This is a genomic window from Chryseobacterium formosense (assembly GCF_900116415.1).
Taxonomy (GTDB): domain Bacteria; phylum Bacteroidota; class Bacteroidia; order Flavobacteriales; family Weeksellaceae; genus Chryseobacterium; species Chryseobacterium formosense.
In genome coordinates this window covers 110,635-129,627 of record NZ_FPAP01000002.1, presented here as the reverse complement: position 1 = coordinate 129,627, position 18,993 = coordinate 110,635, and the positions used below count along the sequence as shown (strand labels likewise).

At 34.8% G+C, this 18,993-nt stretch carries 21 protein-coding genes; 8 read left to right on the top strand and 13 right to left on the bottom strand.

The annotated features are described in order from the left end of the window. Positions 1 to 56: 56 nt before the first annotated feature. The 3 genes from BM371_RS06825 (at position 57) to BM371_RS06815 (ending at position 2,138) form a co-directional block, all read left to right on the top strand. Positions 57 to 761: a MotA/TolQ/ExbB proton channel family protein gene (locus tag BM371_RS06825; RefSeq protein ID WP_034672730.1), complete on the top strand. Its 705-nt coding sequence runs from the start codon at positions 57 to 59 to the stop codon at positions 759 to 761. Positions 762 to 773: 12 nt separating this feature from the next. Continuing rightward, entirely contained in the window at positions 774 to 1,169 is a 396-nt protein-coding gene (locus BM371_RS06820) for an ExbD/TolR family protein (RefSeq protein WP_034672732.1), read from the top strand. Between the two features lie 90 nt (positions 1,170 to 1,259). Then, positions 1,260 to 2,138 carry a hypothetical protein gene (locus tag BM371_RS06815; RefSeq protein ID WP_034672733.1) on the top strand — a complete coding sequence of 293 codons (879 nt, stop codon included), beginning with the start codon at positions 1,260 to 1,262 and terminating at the stop codon, positions 2,136 to 2,138. A 13-nt stretch (positions 2,139 to 2,151) separates the two neighbouring features. Here BM371_RS06815 and BM371_RS06810 read toward each other — a convergent pair whose 3' ends face one another. From BM371_RS06810 to BM371_RS06770, 9 genes are all read right to left on the bottom strand, one after another. Continuing rightward, complete coding sequence (locus tag BM371_RS06810) at positions 2,152 to 2,544, bottom strand: hypothetical protein (RefSeq protein ID WP_034672734.1); 393 nt, start codon at positions 2,542 to 2,544, stop codon at positions 2,152 to 2,154. 107 nt (positions 2,545 to 2,651) lie between these two features. Next, positions 2,652 to 4,055: a nucleoside recognition domain-containing protein gene (locus BM371_RS06805; protein WP_034672735.1), complete on the bottom strand. Its 1,404-nt coding sequence runs from the start codon at positions 4,053 to 4,055 to the stop codon at positions 2,652 to 2,654. A gap of 131 nt (positions 4,056 to 4,186) precedes the next feature. Further along, positions 4,187 to 4,696: a DUF6973 domain-containing protein gene (locus BM371_RS06800; protein ID WP_034672738.1), complete on the bottom strand. Its 510-nt coding sequence runs from the start codon at positions 4,694 to 4,696 to the stop codon at positions 4,187 to 4,189. Between the two features lie 133 nt (positions 4,697 to 4,829). Next, entirely contained in the window at positions 4,830 to 5,684 is an 855-nt protein-coding gene (gene accD, locus BM371_RS06795; RefSeq protein ID WP_034672740.1) for an acetyl-CoA carboxylase, carboxyltransferase subunit beta, read from the bottom strand. A gap of 97 nt (positions 5,685 to 5,781) precedes the next feature. Next, complete coding sequence (gene fbaA / locus BM371_RS06790; RefSeq protein ID WP_034672743.1) at positions 5,782 to 6,852, bottom strand: class II fructose-bisphosphate aldolase; 1,071 nt, start codon at positions 6,850 to 6,852, stop codon at positions 5,782 to 5,784. 72 nt (positions 6,853 to 6,924) lie between these two features. Beyond that, positions 6,925 to 7,791, bottom strand: coding sequence for an NAD kinase (locus BM371_RS06785; RefSeq protein WP_034672745.1), 867 nt, complete (start codon positions 7,789 to 7,791; stop codon positions 6,925 to 6,927). A gap of 1 nt (position 7,792) precedes the next feature. Next, positions 7,793 to 8,443, bottom strand: coding sequence for a CBS domain-containing protein (locus BM371_RS06780; RefSeq protein WP_034672748.1), 651 nt, complete (start codon positions 8,441 to 8,443; stop codon positions 7,793 to 7,795). Positions 8,444 to 8,689: 246 nt separating this feature from the next. Next, positions 8,690 to 9,226 carry an RNA methyltransferase gene (locus tag BM371_RS06775; RefSeq protein WP_034672751.1) on the bottom strand — a complete coding sequence of 179 codons (537 nt, stop codon included), beginning with the start codon at positions 9,224 to 9,226 and terminating at the stop codon, positions 8,690 to 8,692. A 164-nt stretch (positions 9,227 to 9,390) separates the two neighbouring features. Beyond that, positions 9,391 to 10,272 carry a bestrophin family protein gene (locus BM371_RS06770; protein ID WP_034672753.1) on the bottom strand — a complete coding sequence of 294 codons (882 nt, stop codon included), beginning with the start codon at positions 10,270 to 10,272 and terminating at the stop codon, positions 9,391 to 9,393. A gap of 81 nt (positions 10,273 to 10,353) precedes the next feature. Between BM371_RS06770 and BM371_RS06765 the strand changes: the two genes are divergently transcribed. After that, positions 10,354 to 11,238: a cupin-like domain-containing protein gene (locus tag BM371_RS06765; protein ID WP_034672757.1), complete on the top strand. Its 885-nt coding sequence runs from the start codon at positions 10,354 to 10,356 to the stop codon at positions 11,236 to 11,238. 238 nt (positions 11,239 to 11,476) lie between these two features. Beyond that, positions 11,477 to 14,065 carry a DNA mismatch repair protein MutS gene (mutS, locus tag BM371_RS06760; protein ID WP_034672759.1) on the top strand — a complete coding sequence of 863 codons (2,589 nt, stop codon included), beginning with the start codon at positions 11,477 to 11,479 and terminating at the stop codon, positions 14,063 to 14,065. A 41-nt stretch (positions 14,066 to 14,106) separates the two neighbouring features. On the opposite strand, the gene BM371_RS06755 is transcribed toward mutS, so the two are convergent. Beyond that, positions 14,107 to 14,526 (bottom strand): energy transducer TonB, encoded by a 420-nt coding sequence (locus BM371_RS06755; RefSeq protein ID WP_051882511.1) that lies wholly within the window; start codon positions 14,524 to 14,526, stop codon positions 14,107 to 14,109. Between the two features lie 63 nt (positions 14,527 to 14,589). Next, positions 14,590 to 15,051 (bottom strand): energy transducer TonB, encoded by a 462-nt coding sequence (locus tag BM371_RS06750; RefSeq protein ID WP_034672761.1) that lies wholly within the window; start codon positions 15,049 to 15,051, stop codon positions 14,590 to 14,592. 275 nt (positions 15,052 to 15,326) lie between these two features. On the opposite strand from BM371_RS06750, the gene BM371_RS06745 reads away from it, so the two are divergent. The 3 genes from BM371_RS06745 (at position 15,327) to BM371_RS06735 (ending at position 17,000) form a co-directional block, all read left to right on the top strand. Then, positions 15,327 to 15,869: a TlpA family protein disulfide reductase gene (locus BM371_RS06745; RefSeq protein ID WP_034672762.1), complete on the top strand. Its 543-nt coding sequence runs from the start codon at positions 15,327 to 15,329 to the stop codon at positions 15,867 to 15,869. A gap of 10 nt (positions 15,870 to 15,879) precedes the next feature. Beyond that, entirely contained in the window at positions 15,880 to 16,536 is a 657-nt protein-coding gene (locus BM371_RS06740) for a thioredoxin family protein (RefSeq protein WP_034672764.1), read from the top strand. An 89-nt stretch (positions 16,537 to 16,625) separates the two neighbouring features. Continuing rightward, positions 16,626 to 17,000 carry a ribosomal maturation YjgA family protein gene (locus BM371_RS06735; protein WP_034672765.1) on the top strand — a complete coding sequence of 125 codons (375 nt, stop codon included), beginning with the start codon at positions 16,626 to 16,628 and terminating at the stop codon, positions 16,998 to 17,000. A 431-nt stretch (positions 17,001 to 17,431) separates the two neighbouring features. On the opposite strand, the gene BM371_RS06730 is transcribed toward BM371_RS06735, so the two are convergent. Next, positions 17,432 to 18,349, bottom strand: a complete 918-nt coding sequence (locus BM371_RS06730) for a YARHG domain-containing protein (RefSeq protein WP_034672767.1) — start codon at positions 18,347 to 18,349, stop codon at positions 17,432 to 17,434. Between the two features lie 5 nt (positions 18,350 to 18,354). After that, on the bottom strand, positions 18,355 to 18,993 hold the full coding sequence (locus BM371_RS06725) for a DUF2306 domain-containing protein (protein WP_034672769.1): 639 nt from the start codon (positions 18,991 to 18,993) through the stop codon (positions 18,355 to 18,357).

Here is an 18,993-nt window from a genome sequence, read left to right as displayed (position 1 = left end):
GAATTGATAATATTCCACTATTTTTGTCGTTTAAAACCATTATAAAATAACAATTAATGCTGTTAACGGAACTTACTCAGATTTTATTTGCACAGGCAGCTGTACCTGTTGTACCTGTAGAAAAGCTTGAATTTTCTTTTTGGGATATCCTTTTCCATGGTGGTATTTTTGCTAAAATAGTAATGATTACCGTTCTTACGATCGGGGTTTTGTCTGTCTATCTTTTCTTTGAAAGATTTTTCTTCATCCGAAGAATGGCTTCAAAAACAGATTCTAATTTCATGAATAACATTGAAGATTTCATAAGAGACGGCAAGATAGAAGCCGCAGCAGATTATTGTAAAACCCAGAACTCTCCGGAATCAAGAATCCTGGAAAAAGGAATTTCAAGATTAGGAAGACCTGTTTCTGATATTGTAAGCGCAATGGAATCTCAGGCTCAGATTGAGGTGGCAAATATGGAGAAAAACATGAATCTTTTGGCTGTAGTTCCGAGTATTGCACCGATGTTGGGACTTTTAGGTACCGTTATCGGGATGATTATTGCATTTTTCGATTTATCACATGCAGAAGGTGCTTTCTCTCCCAAAACTCTTTCTGAAGGTATTTATACCGCTTTAGGACAAACTGCGGTAGGTTTGGCAGTAGCAATTCCGGCTAACTTTTTTTACAACCTTTTATTAACCAAGATTGATAAGTTTGTATTAAGAGCTCAGAATATTTCCGGTGAATTTTTAGACATCATTAATAAACCTTTATAATTATCTGCATCAATGAAAATCCAGAGAAGAAATAAGGCACACCCGGAATTCAGTTTAGCAGCGATGACAGACGTTATCTTGCTGATGCTGATTTTCTTTATGATTACCTCTTCAGCAGCTAATCAGAGTGCAATTGATGTAAAGCTGCCGCAAACCGGAAGTATAGATAATAATATCCCGAATCCGATGACGGTAAGCGTAAAACCGGACGGATCTTATTATGTAAATGATAAACCTGTAAGCAGAGAATTGGTAGAGCAAACAATCGTGAATGATCTTCAGAGTAAATCTGCGAAGTCATTTACAATCAGAGCTGATGAAAGTACCATGCATAAAGATGTTGTTTTTTTAATGGAAATTGCAGAAAAGCATAAATTCAATATTGCGATTGCAACGGTAAAAGAATAATCAGTATATATTGCCACGAATACACGAATAAAAACCAGTGCATTTGTTGTGAACTATAAAACGTTTTAAATATAATTTAAGACAATTAAAATGAGAGATTATACAATAAATAGAGACGAAGAAAATAAAGATAAGATAAAAAGTGCAGTACTTTCTATCATCATATGGTCTGCTATTTTGTTGTTTGTTTTCATTTATAAAATGACTCCCACCGAGCAGCCTAAAGAACCTGAAGTCATTACCACCATGCTGGTAAATTTTGGTGACAACCGAAACGGCTCGGGAATTGAAGAACCTGCAAATCAGGAAGGAAGTCTGGCTGCAAAAGCTATAGAAACCTCACCTGAGCCGGTTGAGAACACTGTTTCTGAACCTAAGACTGTAATCACTCCTGATCCGAAACCTGAATCAAAAAAAACAGAGGTTAAAGACAAAATCATCACCGGAACCAATACGAAGATTACTGCTCCTAAAAAAGAAGATTCAAAAACAAATAAGAAATCAACGGCGAGCTCTACGACAAAAAGCACAAAAAGTTCTGCAACAACAGCCAATTCCAAAACCGGAAATGGTGACGGAAAAGGAAATGCTGCGATCGGAAATCTTATCAAAGGTCGTGGTACGAAAGCAGGAAGCCAGGGAACAGGTGACGGAATCGGAAATAACGGCGACCCTTTAGGTGGTGACGGAAATGGCGACAGCAAAATCGGAATCGACAGAAGATTGATTGGCTATATTCCCGGAACGATGGGAAGAGGCGGTGCACAACCAAGTCACAATTGTTCGGCTGGTGGATCAATCACCATAGCTTATACTGTAGATAAAGCCGGAAATATTGTTTCAGCAAGACGTTCAGGAGGAATTTCTGATCCATGCATCGTTTCTACTTCTATTGGCTGGGTAAAGAAATATGTAAAAGCTGAAAAAGCCAATGTTTCTTCTACAGGAACTTACAATATTACATTCTAAATATAAAAGCACTTTATTGAAGTGCTTTTTTTATTTCGTTAATTCTATTGATAATGGGAAGCGCAAAAATTCCGCTGGTCTGTAAATAAAATTCGTAGAATGTTTTTGACTTATCTAAAAAATCTCTGTTTGCTTCTACCTTTCCGTTATAATAGAAAAGATTTCCGAGCATTTCGTAGTAATCTTTATGATCTCTTTCCTGTCTTTCTTTCACAATTTCAATGATATCTTCTTTTGATTTTGCTGAAAGTTCTTTAAAATCAAATTTAAAAATGTCTTTCATTAAAGAATCGAAATCCAGGTCTTTCTGCATCAAACTTTCTTCAGGTTTGTCTAAAATTAGTTTTTCTAATGCTTGAGTTAACTGACGTATCAATCTTAGAGTGAATTCTTTATCGGTAATCATAAGTTGGTTTAGAGTTTTATGTTTAATATTTTAATTCAGAATCATTTTAATTCTTAAAGGTATTTCAAATCTTGAATTCTAAATCTTGAATTTTGAATAATGCCGGTTTAAGCAAAAAACAAATACGCCAACACAATAGAAGTAATAATCCCCACCAAATCTGCCAAAAGCATAGCAATTACGGTATATCTCGTATTTTTCACGGCTACAGCTCCAAAATAAACCGCAATCACGTAAAACGTCGTATCTGAGCTTCCCTGAAGAACTGCTGCCAATTTCCCCTGGAAACTGTCTGCTCCGAAAGTTGCCATCGTATCCACCATCATTCCTCTTGCTCCGGAACCGGATAAAGGTTTAATTAAAGCAGTCGGAAGTCCGTCAACAAAACGAGCGTCTAAATTGGCTGAATAAGCTACCCATTTCATACCGTCAATAATCACTTCAAAAACTCCTGAAGTTCTCAAAAGCGAAATGGCAATCAGCATTCCGACCAAATATGGAATAATCTTCACACAGGTTGTGAAACCTTCTTTTGCTCCTTCAATAAAAGCATCAAAGACATTTATTTTTTTATAAACGGCACCGAGAACAATTCCTAAGAAAATAAAAAGAATCAAACCATTGCTTAAAACTTTACTGAAATCATCCAGTTCATCTTTGCTCAATTGAACCAAATAAACCACCAAAAGTCCGATGATTGCTGAAATTCCACCAACATAAGCGATAACAATCGGTCTTAAGAGATTAATTTTTTGGTATAGTGAAACGATAATCATTGCAGCTAAAGTCGCCGCAAACGTGGCAATCATACAAGGAAGAAAAATATCAGTAGGAGTTTTTGAACCCATCGAAGCTCTGATGGCAATAATAGAAACCGGAATCAGGGTCATTCCTCCTGCATGAAGGCAGAGAAACATAATCTGCGAATTGCTTGCGGTATCTTTGTTTGGATTTAAAGTCTGTAAACTTTCCATGGCTTTTAATCCGAAAGGCGTTGCTGCATTATCTAAACCTAAGAGATTAGCGCTGAAATTCATCAGCATATGTCCGAAAGAAGGATGGTTTTTGGGAATCTCAGGAAATAATTTTGAGAAAAAAGGCTGAATCAACCGACTTAATAAATTGATTCCTCCTGCTTTTTCAGCAATACTCATGAAACCCATAAATAAGGTCATAATACCAATCAAACCGAGACAGATTTTCACAGCAGTTTCCGAAGTTCCGATTACTCCATCTGCTTCCTGAACACGATAAACGTTGACATTTTGTTTTAGAGAATCGGTTTTATAATGAATCCTGTTGTCCGCAAAATCGTTTTTCTTCATCAAACTGTCTCTCACTATCGGAGAAAGCGAGTTTATATTCTGAGTGGCAATCTGCACCGTATCTCCTCCTTTCCCAACCACCATGTCGTTGAAAATAGTTTTATAATGGCTTGAAGAAATATATTTTATACTTGCAATCGCAATGGCAATGATAATGAAAGCCGACCAAATTCTGCTGAGAACCATCTGATTAAATTAATTGTTTAAACTTAGTTAAAAAAAATTGAGATTACAAAAAGTGATGAAATATAAATTAATTTGAAAAAAGAAATTTATAGTAAGTTTGTCATCCCGTAGAATCTAACTGCTATTGTAAATTATTCTTCCAAATAAACCAAATGCCCGTCAAAATCATCATCCAAATTTTTCAAAACCTTTGCATTGGCAGTTTTCTTTTGTAATTCATCAATAAAAAAACTTTTCTCAAAGAACTGGCGGTGAATTCCGGGAAGAATTTCCATGAAATAGTCCATGCCGATTTTGTTGTTGTGAAGATCCATCTTGGTTTCCAAGGGTTCATTCGGAAATAATTCTTCGTGCAGATCTGTAATTTTTTTACAAAAGTCTAATGCTTTTTCAGGCGATGATATTTTGCAGCAATACATCATAATCAGGCAACACCAAAGCGCATGTCTGAAAGCGTTTCCTTCGCCGTTTTTGGAGGCTGTTTTGGGATAAAGTTTCTGAGCAATCGAAAAAGCTTTTACCGTTGCATAAAAACTTAAAACCGAAAAAATAGGATGCGGCAATACTGCTGATAAGAGCCTGAGTATTTTTTTTAAACTCATGCTTCGTATCGTATTGAAAATCACTTTAAAAGTCCTCATAATTTGCTGTTGGCAATTGGCTTTTTTACTATTGGCTAAAATCGGCCTACAAAATTTAATTTAAATTACTGAAAACATTGAAACAAAAATCTCTCCCAAATTGAGAGAGATGATCTGTTTTTTTAGTTAAAATTTAAGCCTTTGCAGCCAAAAGATTTACTGTTTTAGAAACTTTATCTTTTATTTCGGTTCTTTTCACAATAAAATCTACGAAACCTTTATCCTGCAAGAATTCTGAAGTCTGGAAACCTTCCGGTAAATCTCTACCGATAGTTTCACGGATAACCCTAGGTCCTGCAAATCCGATCAAAGCTTTTGGTTCTGCCATAATTACATCCGCAGTCATTGCGAAAGAAGCAGTAATTCCACCAAAAGTAGGATCACAAAGGTAAGCGATGTATAAAAGTCCTGCTTCTGAAAGTTGCGCTAACTTAGACTGAACTTTTGCAAGCTGCATCAAAGAGTAGGTTGCTTCCTGCATTCTTGCTCCACCGGATTGGCAGATGATCATGTAAGGAAGTCTTTTTTCGATACAGTAATCTACTGCTCTTCTGATTTTTTCACCCATTACCGAGCCTAAAGATCCGCCAATGAACGCAAAATCCATACAAGAAACCACCATTTCAGCTCCGTTTACAGTTCCTACTGCATTTCTGATAGAATCTGTAAGTTTTGTTTTTGCTTTTACTTCTTTTAAACGGTCTGTATATGATTTAGTATCTTTAAAATTAAGGATATCAATACTTTCAACATTCGCATCAAGCTCAGTGAATTTTCCTTCGTCGAAAAGAATGTCGAAAAACTCGGCACTTCCTATTCTTACGTGAAATCCGTCTTCAGGAGAAACATAGTTGTTTTTCTTCAGTTCTTCATGCTCCACAACTTTTCCTGATGGAGTCTGATGCCAAAGACCTTTTGGTACATCTTTTTTCTCATCCGTAGAAGTGGTAATATTTTGTGCTTTTCTTTTAAACCAGTCGAATGCCATATTGTTGATTTGAAATTGCTGATTTGAAATTTGAAATTCGGGCTTGTAGATAAGATTTTTATCTCAGACAATATTAAATTTCAAATCTCAAATTAATTTATTTTAAAGTATTTACGTTATTTAAATCTTCAAATGCCTGAACCAATCTCTTAGAGAATGTTTCTTCCCCTTTTCTTACCCATACTCTTGGGTCATAGAATTTTTTGTTTGGTTTTTCTTCTCCTTCCGGGTTACCGATCTGAGTTTTCAGGTATTCGATATTTTCTGTCATATAATCTCTGATTCCTTCTGTATAAGCAAACTGAAGATCAGTATCGATATTCATCTTAATTACCCCATAATCAATCGCTTCTCTGATTTCTTCTAAAGTAGAACCTGAACCACCGTGGAATACAAAATTGATTGGTTTCTCAGCAGTTCCGAATTTCTCCTGAACAAATTTCTGAGAGTTATCTAAGATTTTCGGAGTTAAAACTACATTACCCGGCTTATAAACTCCGTGTACGTTTCCGAAAGCAGCTGCAATCGTGAAGTTATCAGAAACAGCTTTTAATTTTTCATACGTATAAGCTACATCTTCAGGCTGAGTGTATAATAAAGAGTTGTCTACACCAGAATTATCTACACCGTCTTCTTCCCCACCTGTAACACCGATCTCCACTTCTAAAGTCATCTGCATTTTTGCCATTCTTTCGAAATATTTTGCAGAGATCTCAAGGTTTTCTTCCAAAGGTTCTTCAGAAAGATCAAGCATGTGAGACGAGTAAAGAGATTTACCGGTCCGCTTGTAAAACTCTTCACTTGCATCAAGCAATCCGTCGATCCAAGGCAATAATTTTTTTGCCGCGTGGTCTGTGTGAAGAATTACCGTTGCTCCGTAAGCTTCAGCCAAAGTATGAATGTGTTTAGCTCCTGCGATACCTCCTACAATAGCAGACTTCTGAGCATCATTACTCAATCCTTTTCCTGCGTTGAAAGAAGCTCCACCGTTAGAAAACTGAATGATTACCGGTGAATTTAGTTTCGCCGCAGTTTCCATAACAGCATTTACGTTACTAGAACCAATAACGTTTACTGCAGGTAATGCAAATTTGTTTTCTTTTGCATACTGGAAAATATCTGTAACTAACTGACCTGTGGCAACTCCTGCCGGAAAAATTCTGCTCATATTTTAGCTTTTATATAATATTAGGGTATTTTTTTAAAAATTCTTGTAAAGGTAATGATTTTTGAGAAATTATTAATTTCTTTTATCTCTGCCCCAAAGCAGCTTCTGACGGATGGTTTCATAGAAGCTTAAATTATTAGGCTGCACCAGTAAAATCTGGAAATCGGCTTTTTTAATAACAATTTCTTTATCGGTTTCGATGTGAATTAACCTTGAGTCTAATGATAGAGAATATTGAGGAACTCTGCTTTCAACTTTAAATTTAATCTCCACTTTATCGTTTACCACCAAAGGTCTTACGTTAAGATTATGAGGTGCGATCGGGGTGATGACAAAATTTTCGTTGTTTGGCGAGATAATCGGACCACCACAACTTAGAGAATAAGCCGTTGAACCAGTCGGTGTAGAAACGATAACACCGTCTCCCCAAAAGACATTTAAAAATTCATTGTTAATATAGGAATCTACTGTCACCATCGAAGTTGTTTCTTTTCTCGAAATGGTAACATCATTTAAAGCATAAGGAAAAAAATCTTCCAGCTCCGGCGAAACCACCTGAATTACGGAACGTCGACTTGTTTTTACATCACCTTTTAAAATAGAATCTAACTCTTTAAAGGCTTCTTCTTTCGTAAAGCTCGCCAAAAATCCCAATCTTCCGGTATTTACACCGACAATAGGAATTTCCAAATCTTCAATAAATGTTAATGAATTTACAATCGTTCCATCGCCACCAAAAGTGAAGAAAAGATCTACTTTTTTCTCAATAAGATCCTGTTTGTTGGCAAAAGTCTCAAATATTTTTGAAAACTGCAGTGCTTCAGCCATTTCATCAAACAAAACCGATTTTACGCCTCTGCTTTCCAGTTCAGAAATAAATTTACTTAAATATAAAAAAGTATCAAGATCTTTTTTCTGAGAATATATGGCTGCCTTCATATTAGATTTCTATAAATTTTTGTAAAAAGCCGAATCGGTCTTTAAACATATCGGTCTTTTCGTCAGAATAGTATTTTTCAACAATTCTGTAGTCGTATCTGTCGAATGTTGCATCAATGGAAGCAAGATTTTCATTGCTGATTTTTATCGTTACCTGAATAGCTTCATCAGACATCAGGCTAATAAACCCACCATAAAATTTAGAGTTGTTGCTCTCAATAATATTGGCAATTTCGGTCATAGAATATCTTCTTGCCGGAACCTCAACCGTCAAGGTTGCGCCCGATTCAGAAAATAAAGGATAAAGTGAAAGATTCTGGAAGACATCATCACAACCAATATAACCCAAATATTTTTCGTTTTTATTAATAACAGGAATTACGTTGGTATTAAAAGTATAAAACAGACGAATACTGTCCATAATATTATTATCTTCCAAAATTGCAAAACGCTCAATCTGATGTTCGAGGTTTTTTAGAGTACCCTCTTCTTCAAAAAGAAAATCTTTAGCGATCGCTCCGTAAAAGTGATGGGATTTTTTGATGAAAATATGCGTATATCCAAAAGCGTCTAGCATTTCTCTAGCCGATTCAATAGAGTCAGTAAGATGAAAACACGGAAAATCTTTTGAGATATAGTCCTTGATAAACATTGTGCTAATTTATAAAAAATTAAACGAATCATTTCCTTAAAAACATTCTTTTTTTTGATGAAATAAAAAATTCAGTCAAAAAAATTTGTTGACACACAAAAAAAACGTATCTTTGTCGCCTTTCATTTTTACTTTTTATTAGATTTATTTCAAACTGCACTGTCTTTTAGACATATGCAGTTTTTTTATTTTAGGGCTTTTTCAATCTCTTTTAAATTTAAATTGAAGTTTACTAGCAATAGTTTTTTATTTTACACCTAACGCTTTTGCAAACTCCCACATTACGATTCCGCCACAAACACTTACATTTAAAGAATGCTTTGTTCCCAATTGCGGAATTTCAAGAAATGTATCAATATTCGTTAATGCTTCATCGCTGATTCCTTCTACTTCGTTTCCTAAAATCACTACATATTTTTTAGCACTATCAATGGTAAAATCTGAAATCATTTTACTGTTTGAAGTCTGCTCTATTCCTAAAATTTCAAAACCCTGGCTTTTCAAATCGTTAATCGTAACATTAATGTCTGCTTCATGCGACCAATCTACACTTTCTGTTGCTCCCAATGCAGCTTTGTGAATTTCACGATGTGGCGGTTGAGGCGTAATTCCGCATAAAATAATTTTTTGAACTAAAAAAGCATCTGCCGTTCTGAACGTTGCGCCCACATTGTGCATACTTCTGATATTGTCTAAAACAACAACCAATGGTATTTTCTCAACTTTTTTAAATGTTTCTACATCGATTCTATTCAGTTCTTCTAACTTTAATTTATGTACCAAAATAATTTATTTCTTATTATAATTTACGAATTCTTCTTTACTTATGGATTTGATTTTCCATTAAATATTTCAATATGCATCTGTGTAAATCTGTACAATCTGTGGGAGTTTTTGCCCACGGATAGCACAGATTTATACAGGTTTTTTTAACACAATTGAATCTTTTACTTTTTTGCACCCATAATCTGATGAACATTTTTCTCGATATTCTGAGCAATGGTTTCCATCGGAATATCATTTTCATCATTATTAAAAGGATCTTCAATTTCTTCGGCAATCAGTTCGAGACTCATCAAGACGTAATATACAAAAACCGTCAGCGGAATCATAAACAATCCAAGATTGATTACGTAGGCAATCGGTAATGCTAAAACGTACAAAATGATAAATTTCTTAATGAACGAAGAGTAAGAATAGGGAATCGGTGTATTTTTAATTCTTTCACATCCACCGCAAACATCCAGAAAACCTGAAATCTGAGTATCTAAATACAGCATTTCAACATCCGAAATTTTTCCTTCTTTTTTAAGCTGATGCAATTTGTGAGTGAGATGAATAATCATATCGGTCGGCCCGTGACTTCTCAATGATTTTTCAATTTCAGAATAATCTTCATCCAAAGCGAGCCTTGTTGATTCCTGCGAAAGGTGTTTGGCTAAAAAGTGTGGGAAATATTTTAAATATCTCGCAATTTGGTCTGCAGACTGCCTGTCATCGGCAAGAATAATATTGATTTTTATTGCAAAATTTCTTGTATCATTTACCAGTTTTCCCCAAAGTTTTCTTCCTTCCCACCATCTGTCGTAAGCGGTATTCGTTCTGAAAACCAGCAGCAAAGACAAAACAAAACCAAGCAGAGAATGAATCATTCCTACATTGCTGACCTTCGATTTTGAAGTCAGATGAAGATATTCGATTTCCAAATACTGTACCCCGAAAGAATACACCGCCATCAAAATCATGCTTGGGAAAAGGATTTTCATGGTATCGCTTTTGTGTAAGCTGACCAGGATTTTCAGGAAATGTTTGGTATTGTAAACTCTCATGCTTTGCGTGTCTTCTGCAAAGATAAATTTTTATAAAATTCAAAAAAACACTATTTTTATTTCGCATTAAAATAAAAACGCATGATATTAGAAAACGTAGACGTTGTCACTGATATAAGCAAGGAAGAATTTCAGGAAAACTACTTTAAAAAACAAAAACCACTTCTCATCAAAAACTACTCTCAAAGATGGGACGCTTTTGATAAATGGAATTTTGATTTTATTAAAGAAAAAGCCGGCGAACAGGAAGTTCCTTTGTACGACAACAAACCTGCAGATTCTAAAAAAAGCTCAGATGCTCCGGTCACCAAAATGAAAATGAAAGATTATATCGATACGATAAAATCTAACCCTTCAGACCTTAGAATTTTCTTCTATATCATCACAGACCGTCTTCCGGAATTATTAAAAAATTTCACCTATCCCGATTTGGGAATTAAATTTTTCAAAAGACTTCCTACTTTATTTTTTGGTGGAAGTGAGGCTCATGTTTTAATGCATTATGATGTTGATTTGGGAGATTTTATGCATTTCCATTTTGAAGGAAAGAAAAGAATCCTGCTTTTTGACCAGAAACAGTCGAAGTTTTTATATAAAGTTCCCTTGTCAGTTCATACGATTTACGATGTAGATTACGAAAATCCGGATTACGAAAAGTTCCCTGCTTTAAAATATGCCAAAGGTTACGAAATTTTCATGGAACACGGCGATGCCCTTTTTATTCCAGGTGCTTTTTGGCATTTCAACCGGTATCTGGAGCCTGGCTTTTCGATGTCTTTAAGAGCTTTGCCCAATAAACCTAAAATTTTTGCAAATATGCTGTACCATGTTTTCATCATGCGATATACGGATAAAATTCTGCGTAAACTTTTTAAAGGAAAATGGGTAGATCACAAACAGAAGTGGGCATATGAAAAAGCTGCGGAAGCTTTGGCTAAATTTGAGAGAAAGAAGATGAAAAATTAAAATCCCACAGATGACACAGATTTTCACAGATTGTTTTTCTACGAATACACTAATTTTTTATCCTTAAATTTTACATTAAAACAATTATTTGTGCATTCGTGACAATTTATTAAAGGTAAATACTATTCTCAATCATCCGTGAAAATCTGTGCAATCTGTGGGAGATTTTCGAATAACCAATTTGCCTCAAGGATTTTATTTCCTATTTTTACCAACCCAATTTTAAGACAATTTTTTAATGGCAAAGGCGACGAAGAAAGAAACCCCGTTAATGACGCAGTATAATACCATCAAGGCGAAATATCCTGATGCGCTTTTACTTTTCAGGGTGGGAGATTTCTATGAAACTTTCGGGCAGGATGCCATCAGAGCTTCTCAGGTTTTGGGAATTGTTTTAACAAAAAGAGCCAACGGAGAAGGTCATATCGAATTGGCTGGATTTCCGCATCATTCGGTAGATTCTTATTTGCCAAAATTGGTGAGAGCAGGACTTCGTGTTGCGATTTGCGACCAGTTGGAAGATCCAAAAATGGTCAAAGGAATTGTAAAACGTGGCGTTACCGAGTTGGTAACTCCAGGAGTTACGTTCAATGACCAGGTTTTAAGTTCAAAAAAGAATAATTTTCTTCTTTCGCTTCATAAAGAAAAAGAAAAATACGGAATTGCTTTAGTCGATGTTTCTACCGGAGAATTTTTAGTCAGTGAAGGAAATCTCGATAAACTACTTCATATTGTTAATACGTTTGACCCGAGTGAGATTATTTATCAGAGAAGCGTTCAGATTCCGGATCAGCTTAAAAATAAAAATGTTTTCAAGCTTGAAGACTGGGCCTATCAGTATAATTTTGCTTACGAAAAACTGACAAATCAATTTAAAACCAATTCATTAAAAGGTTTTGGTGTTGAAGGTTTAAATTTAGCGATTACTGCTGCAGGAGCTATTTTCGCTTATCTTGTTGAAGACACACATCACAATTTACTGGCGCACATTACCAAAATTCAGATTATTCCGCAGGAAGATTATCTGATGATGGATCATTTTACGCTGAGAAACTTAGAAATCGTTTATCCGAGCCATCCGAAAGGAAAATCGCTTTTGGATATTATCGATAAAACTTCTACCCCAATGGGCGGAAGATTGTTGCGAAGACGAATTATTCTTCCTTTAAAATCGGTTGATGAAATTTCAAGACGACTTTCGCTGATTGATTTTTTGAACGAGAAAGATCATCTTAAATATGAGATTTCAGAATTGTTAAAATCAATTTCAGATTTAGACCGATTGATGGGAAAACTGGCGGCGGAAAAAATTTCACCGAAAGAATTAGGTTATTTACGTCAAAGTTTAATAAATATTCAGAAAATTAAAGGATTGCTTCATCCTCATGCCGATGTTTTGGCGTGGCTTGAACCGTTAAATAATTTAGATGAACTAATTGCTCTTCTTGAAAATCACTTGAATGAAGAACTTCCGGTAAATCTTGCCAAAGGAAATGTGATTAAAGAAAGCATTTCTGAAGAACTTGACCGATTAAGAGGACTTCAATCTAAAGGTCGTGGATTTTTGGATGACATGTGCCAAAGAGAAATCGAAAGAACAGGAATTACCAGTTTAAAAATAGATTTTAACAATGTTTTCGGATATTTTATTGAAGTAAGAAATACTCATAAAGATAAAGTTCCGTCCGACTGGCTGAGAAAACAGACGTTGGTTAACGCCGAACGTTATATTACCGAAGAATTAAAGGAATACGAAAACCAAATTCTGGGAGCTGAAGAAAAAATCAGTGTTCTGGAAAATCAGTTGTACAGAAAGGTTTGTTCCGAAACGATGATTTACATCGACAGGATTCAGGAAAACTCGAATATTATTGCACAGCTTGATGTTGCAGTTGGCTTGTCTGAACTAGCCGTTTCTGAAAGTTACACAAAACCTGTTTTAACGGAGACTTTTGCCATTGATTTAAAAGAAGCTAGACACCCGATCATTGAAAATGCACTTCCTTTAGGCGAAAAATATATTCCGAATGATATTTTCTTAGATAAAGATTCTCAACAGATTATCATGGTTACCGGACCCAACATGGCAGGTAAATCGGCAATTCTTCGTCAGACTGCAATTGTTTGTCTTCTGGCTCAGATCGGAAGTTTTGTTCCTGCAAAACACGCTGAAATAGGCGTTTTAGATAAAATCTTTACGAGAGTTGGCGCAAGCGATAATATTTCCGCTGGCGAATCAACTTTTATGGTGGAAATGAATGAGGCAGCAAATATTCTGAATAATATTTCTGAACGAAGCCTGATTTTATTAGACGAAATCGGTCGTGGAACTTCCACTTACGACGGGGTTTCCATCGCTTGGGCGATTGCGGAATATCTTCATCAGCATCCGACTCAGGCAAAGACTTTGTTTGCAACCCACTATCACGAGTTGAATGAAATGACCGTGAATTTCGAACGTGTGAAAAATTTCCATGTTTCTATTCAGGAAAACAAAGGGAATATTATTTTCTTAAGAAAGTTGGTTCCGGGCGGAAGTGAGCACAGTTTCGGTATTCACGTAGCAAAACTGGCGGGAATGCCTTCAAAAGTGGTCAACAGAGCCAATGAAATTCTGAAAACTTTGGAAGCAAGCCGAACTCAGGGTAGCTCTTCAGAAACTATCAAAAGAGTGACTGAAGAAAACATGCAACTGTCTTTCTTTCAGTTAGACGATCCTGTTTTGGAAAACATCAGAGAAGAATTAACGAAAATCGACATCAATACTTTGACGCCGATTGAAGCGTTGATGAAGCTGAACTCGATTAAAAAGATGATTGGAGGGTAAGATTAGCTGATATTAATTGTTAAAGGAATTCTATATCGGCTTCATACTGTTTCGCCTTTAATTTTTCCGGGCATCCATTTTTCTTTAATGCTGCGAACTGCTTTTTTTACTTCTGCATTAAATTTTTCATTTGAACCGGTAACTTTCAAATCAGTCATACTTCCATCTCTTTCTATCACGAAACTAATGAGTCCTTTGAGAGTATTTTCTCCATTTTCAGACCGAAAAGAATCCAAAACAATTGCATTTTGAAATTTAGTTCTAAAAGCTAAAACTCCATCAGGAAAATCAGGCATCTGATCTGGATTTTCATAAATTGCCAAAACATCGACGGACGTATTGGAATTATTATAAATAGGATATTTACTTGTTGTAGGTGGTGGCGGTGAGGGAGAATTTGTATTTTGTCCAAAAGCAATTCCACTTAGAAGTAAAGAAATTATTAAAATGAAATTTTCCATGATCAAATTTAATCAAAAAATAAAAATCGACGCCAAAATCTGACATCGATCGAAGTAATTTTCTTAATTGTATTTTTTGCTTTTCAGAGGAAAGTAGAATAAATACCGCACTGCTTGTCCGTTCAATTTTGCGGGTTTCCAACGTATAAACATTCTTTTCACTCCCAATTCTGCTTCTTCAGCGTGTTTTTTGTTTTTCGAAACCGCAGCGACATTTCTTACATATCCGTTTTTTTCCACGATAAAGTAAAGTCGTATATCTACTTTTTCATTGTTTTTAAGGTCTAATGTTTCTATATTTTCGAAATATTTTTTCTTGAAAGCCATCATTCCACCCGGAAATTCAGGGATTGTGTCTGCTTTTGTAACCACCTGTTTTAGGTCTAATTTACTTTTAACAATATTATAATCAGGCAGGGCTGAAACATCGGGAACGAAATTCTCAACAACATTTTTTGTGTCTTTTTCCTGAGCAAATGCAAATGATGTGAAAAACAAACCAAGCAATAAAACTGCTTTCTTCATTAAATTTAATTTTTATTTAAGACTGATTCTAAAATTCTTCAGAGGTAAAATATATGTTTTGAGGGCAGCAAACTTAATACCAATTGCGATCGAAATTTTCATTATTGCTAAATACAAGCTTCCATCAGAAGAATTATGATGGTATTTTCTTTTTTTAATAATAAAAATACAATGTTCTTATTAAATTATGACCAATCATATTGCTTAATAAAACAATTAACAAAGTTTAACAGCATTATTTTAATTGTTTAGATATTCATTCCCTAATTTTGAGTATGAAGAAAATTTTTAGTGTAATCGTGTTGATTTTCGGGGTTTCTTTAGGTTTCTCTCAGGAAAATACTCCTCCTTATCAGGAAATTCCTACTCAGAATGAGAAAAGGGTAATAATCAACGACATTCCGATGATTAAATACGAATTGCTTGAACAGAAAATTAAAGAAGAAAAAGATGTTTTTCTGGTGCTCAATTTCTGGTCTACGACCTGTGCTCCATGTGTGAAAGAGCTACCGGATTTCATAGAAGTTAATGATAAACTTAAAGCAAATCCTAAGTTTAAAATGCTTTTGGTTTCTTTAGATCGCGCAAAAGATAAAGAACGCGTTATTCAGTTTATTAAAAACAAAACCCTGACCGCAGAAGTTGTTTTACTGGATGATATTAAAAGAATGAACACCTGGATTCCTAAATTTGAAAAAAACTGGGACGGAAATATCCCGGTAACTATTTTCTACAAAAACGGAGAAAAAATACATTTCAACGACGGTGAAATGAGCAAAGAAGATCTAGAAAATATTATTGTTAAAAATTTAAACTAAACAAAATACTATGAAAAATTTCAAAATTTTAATGACCGCATTTATCGTCGGACTTGGATTACTGAGTTTTACAAAAATCAACAGCGATAAAAATGAAGAGCCAAAATCTAAAACGGCTTCTGCGAAAGGTTATGAAGTTGGTGATGAAGCAACAGATTTTAAGCTGAAAAATACAGACGGAAAAATGGTTTCTTTAAGTGATTTTAAAAAAGCTAAAGGTTTCATCGTGGTTTTTACGTGCAACCATTGTCCGTATGCAAAAAAATACGAAGACAGAATTGTGGCTCTCGACAAGAAATATAAATCTCAGGGTTATCCTGTGATTGCAATCAATCCGAATGATCCGAATGTACAGCCAGAAGACAGTTACCAAAAAATGATCGAAAGAGCCAAAGAAAAGGGTTTTACATTTCCTTATCTGGTAGATGAAGGTCAGAAAATTTATCCTCAATACGGCGCTACAAAAACCCCACATGTATTTGTTCTTCAGAAAGAAGGCTCAAAAAACATCGTAAAATACATCGGTGCAATTGATAATAATTACGAAGATCCGAATGATGTTTCCGAACGTTATGCAGAAGACGCAGTGGATGCATTACTTAAAAATGAATCGGTAAAAATGACGAAAACCGTAGCAATCGGCTGTACGATCAAAGCGAAAAAATAATTATATTTTAGCATATAAAAGTAATTGGGCGGACTTTAGTCCGCTCTTTTTTAACACAAAAATCAAAGGCTTTAGCCAAAATTAATCTGATGAAATTTAAATTTAACCTAAAATATTTCCTTTTATCCATTCTGATTTTTTTCATTGAGGTACTCATTGCCACCGTTTTAAAAGATAATTTTTTTATTCGGGCTTATCTGGGAGACGTTATTGTTGTCATGCTCCTTTATACTTTAGTAAAAAGTTTTTTCGTCACCGATGACATAAAACTTATTCTCGGAATCTTTGCATTTTCGTGTATTGTAGAATTCGCTCAGTTTTTCAATATTGCAGAAAAATTAGGCTTCCAACCGGGAAGCATGGTGTATATCGTGATCGGAAATTCTTTTTCGTGGATTGATATTTTATGTTATGCGGTGGGATGTTTATTGCTTTATATTTCAACTAAAATCACATCTAATTAAAAACAATGTCAGTCAGATATATTTTACTGCTTTGCATTTTCTTTTGCTCATGCTCAAAACAAAATTCTGAACAAATTTTTGGAACATACACATCCCCTGAAAATAGTAGTATAAATCGATTAAAATACGGTTCTTTAGTACTGCAATTGACATTAAAATTAAACAAGAACAACACCTATGAATATTCAACCTGCGCACAAAAAGAAACAGGATGATGGTCATTAAATAACAATCAGTTAAGATTATTTTGTGAAGAAAAGAAATTTATTGCAGATAGCCTTAATTATAATGAAAAATATAAAAAAGGAACTATCTGCGATTCCCTACAAGTTTTCTCTTACGAAGAAGGAAAACTGCACAGAACTATTAAGATTCTAAACAAAAATCACAAGATACTCTTATTCAAGCAAAAATAAGCGCACATCAGATCATTACCTCCCAAAAGAATCATATTTATCTTCCGCATATTTTATAAAACGGTTCAGCAAGGCTACATTATCTTTTTCCATAGGAGAAAGTTCACTGTCGACATTGCTTGAAACCGGAATATACCAGTCGGTTTGCTCAAAAAAGTATCTGTAAGTCGGCTTTTTGAATGCATACCCATGTCTTGCAAAAACTGCATTCTTTATGATTTCCATATCGAGTTTGCGTAGGTTTTTGAGATCTTTCTCAGTCAGCTTTTGCTTGGAAGCATTGATTTTGAATACGGCATCAGAAGCAATTCTGTTTTTAGATTCGGTATAAGTTTCAGTTTTTCCGGTTTCCTCGTCAGTATATTTTTCTTTAAAATCTTTAGGATTTTCCCAGTCGATCAGGTCAGAATTTTCATCCAGCATAAAATTCGGATTGTAAACGAATTCTTTTTTGATCAGCTTTAAATTTTTCAAAGGGGCTTTTACTGCGGTCTTGTTAAAAGCCGTCCATTTTCCGGTAATGCTGTCGTTTTTAAGCTTGATCTCAAATCTTCCGTCAGTTTTATCATTTCCGGGCTCATCAAGGATAAAAGATTGTGTAGATTCATTAAAAACACCACGAAAAGGTCTTTGGTTGCCATTCACAATACTTTGTCCGTAAACGCTGTCTTTGGTAATACGATTGATCTTCAGAGAAAGTTTTTTATAAACATCACCTTCATATTCTTCACCAAATTCAGGGGTAATCATTTCCTTTCCTGCAAAATCACCCATATAAATTCCGTAATATTCTTTATGAACTTCAGGCACAACGGCTGAATCTTTTTTGGCGACTAAACTATCTTTGGATTTTTCTTCTGTTGACGCATCTTTTTTACAGCTTGTGAAACCGAACGCCACTAAAGTGAGTAACGTGAATTTTAAAATTTTCATATAAATTAAATGTGCTTTTTTGTGATTAAATATTCTATTAAAATAATGTTGGGTACCCAACCGAGCCAGGCAATAATCTGGTAAACATCCATCGGATTCGGGTGGAATAAATATACAATAATTACCTTCCACATTCTTAATGTAATAGCAGAAATTGTGAGTGCGAAACTTCGCCACATCCATTGTTTGTGTCCGCTGAATTTTTTTTGTCGTGCTAATTGGTACGCCTTAAATGTCGAAAACCACCACAAACAGCCCAAAATTACGAACGAAATTTTAGAAAGTAAGCCACCGTTTGCAAAAATCCCCATATAAATTCCAGATGGAGCAGCGAAAATCAGAATAAAAAAAATATAAATTTTTCCAGCGTTTCTATGGAAGTTTTTTAATCCGTAATCTTTTCTGATAATCGCTAAAAAACCCGTCAATAAAACAAAAATACTTGTATAAACATGAGTGTAAAAAAAGTAAAGATATTCCGATCTGTGCTCTACTTCGGTTTGCTTTATCATTAAAAAACTCACATCGCTTTTCAATGGAATATATTCTAATGTGATTTTCAGCATGAGCCAAAAGAAATATCCGAACCCTAGAATGAGAAGGATTTTTAAAATATTCTGGATATTTTTTTTAGCTGAAAACAT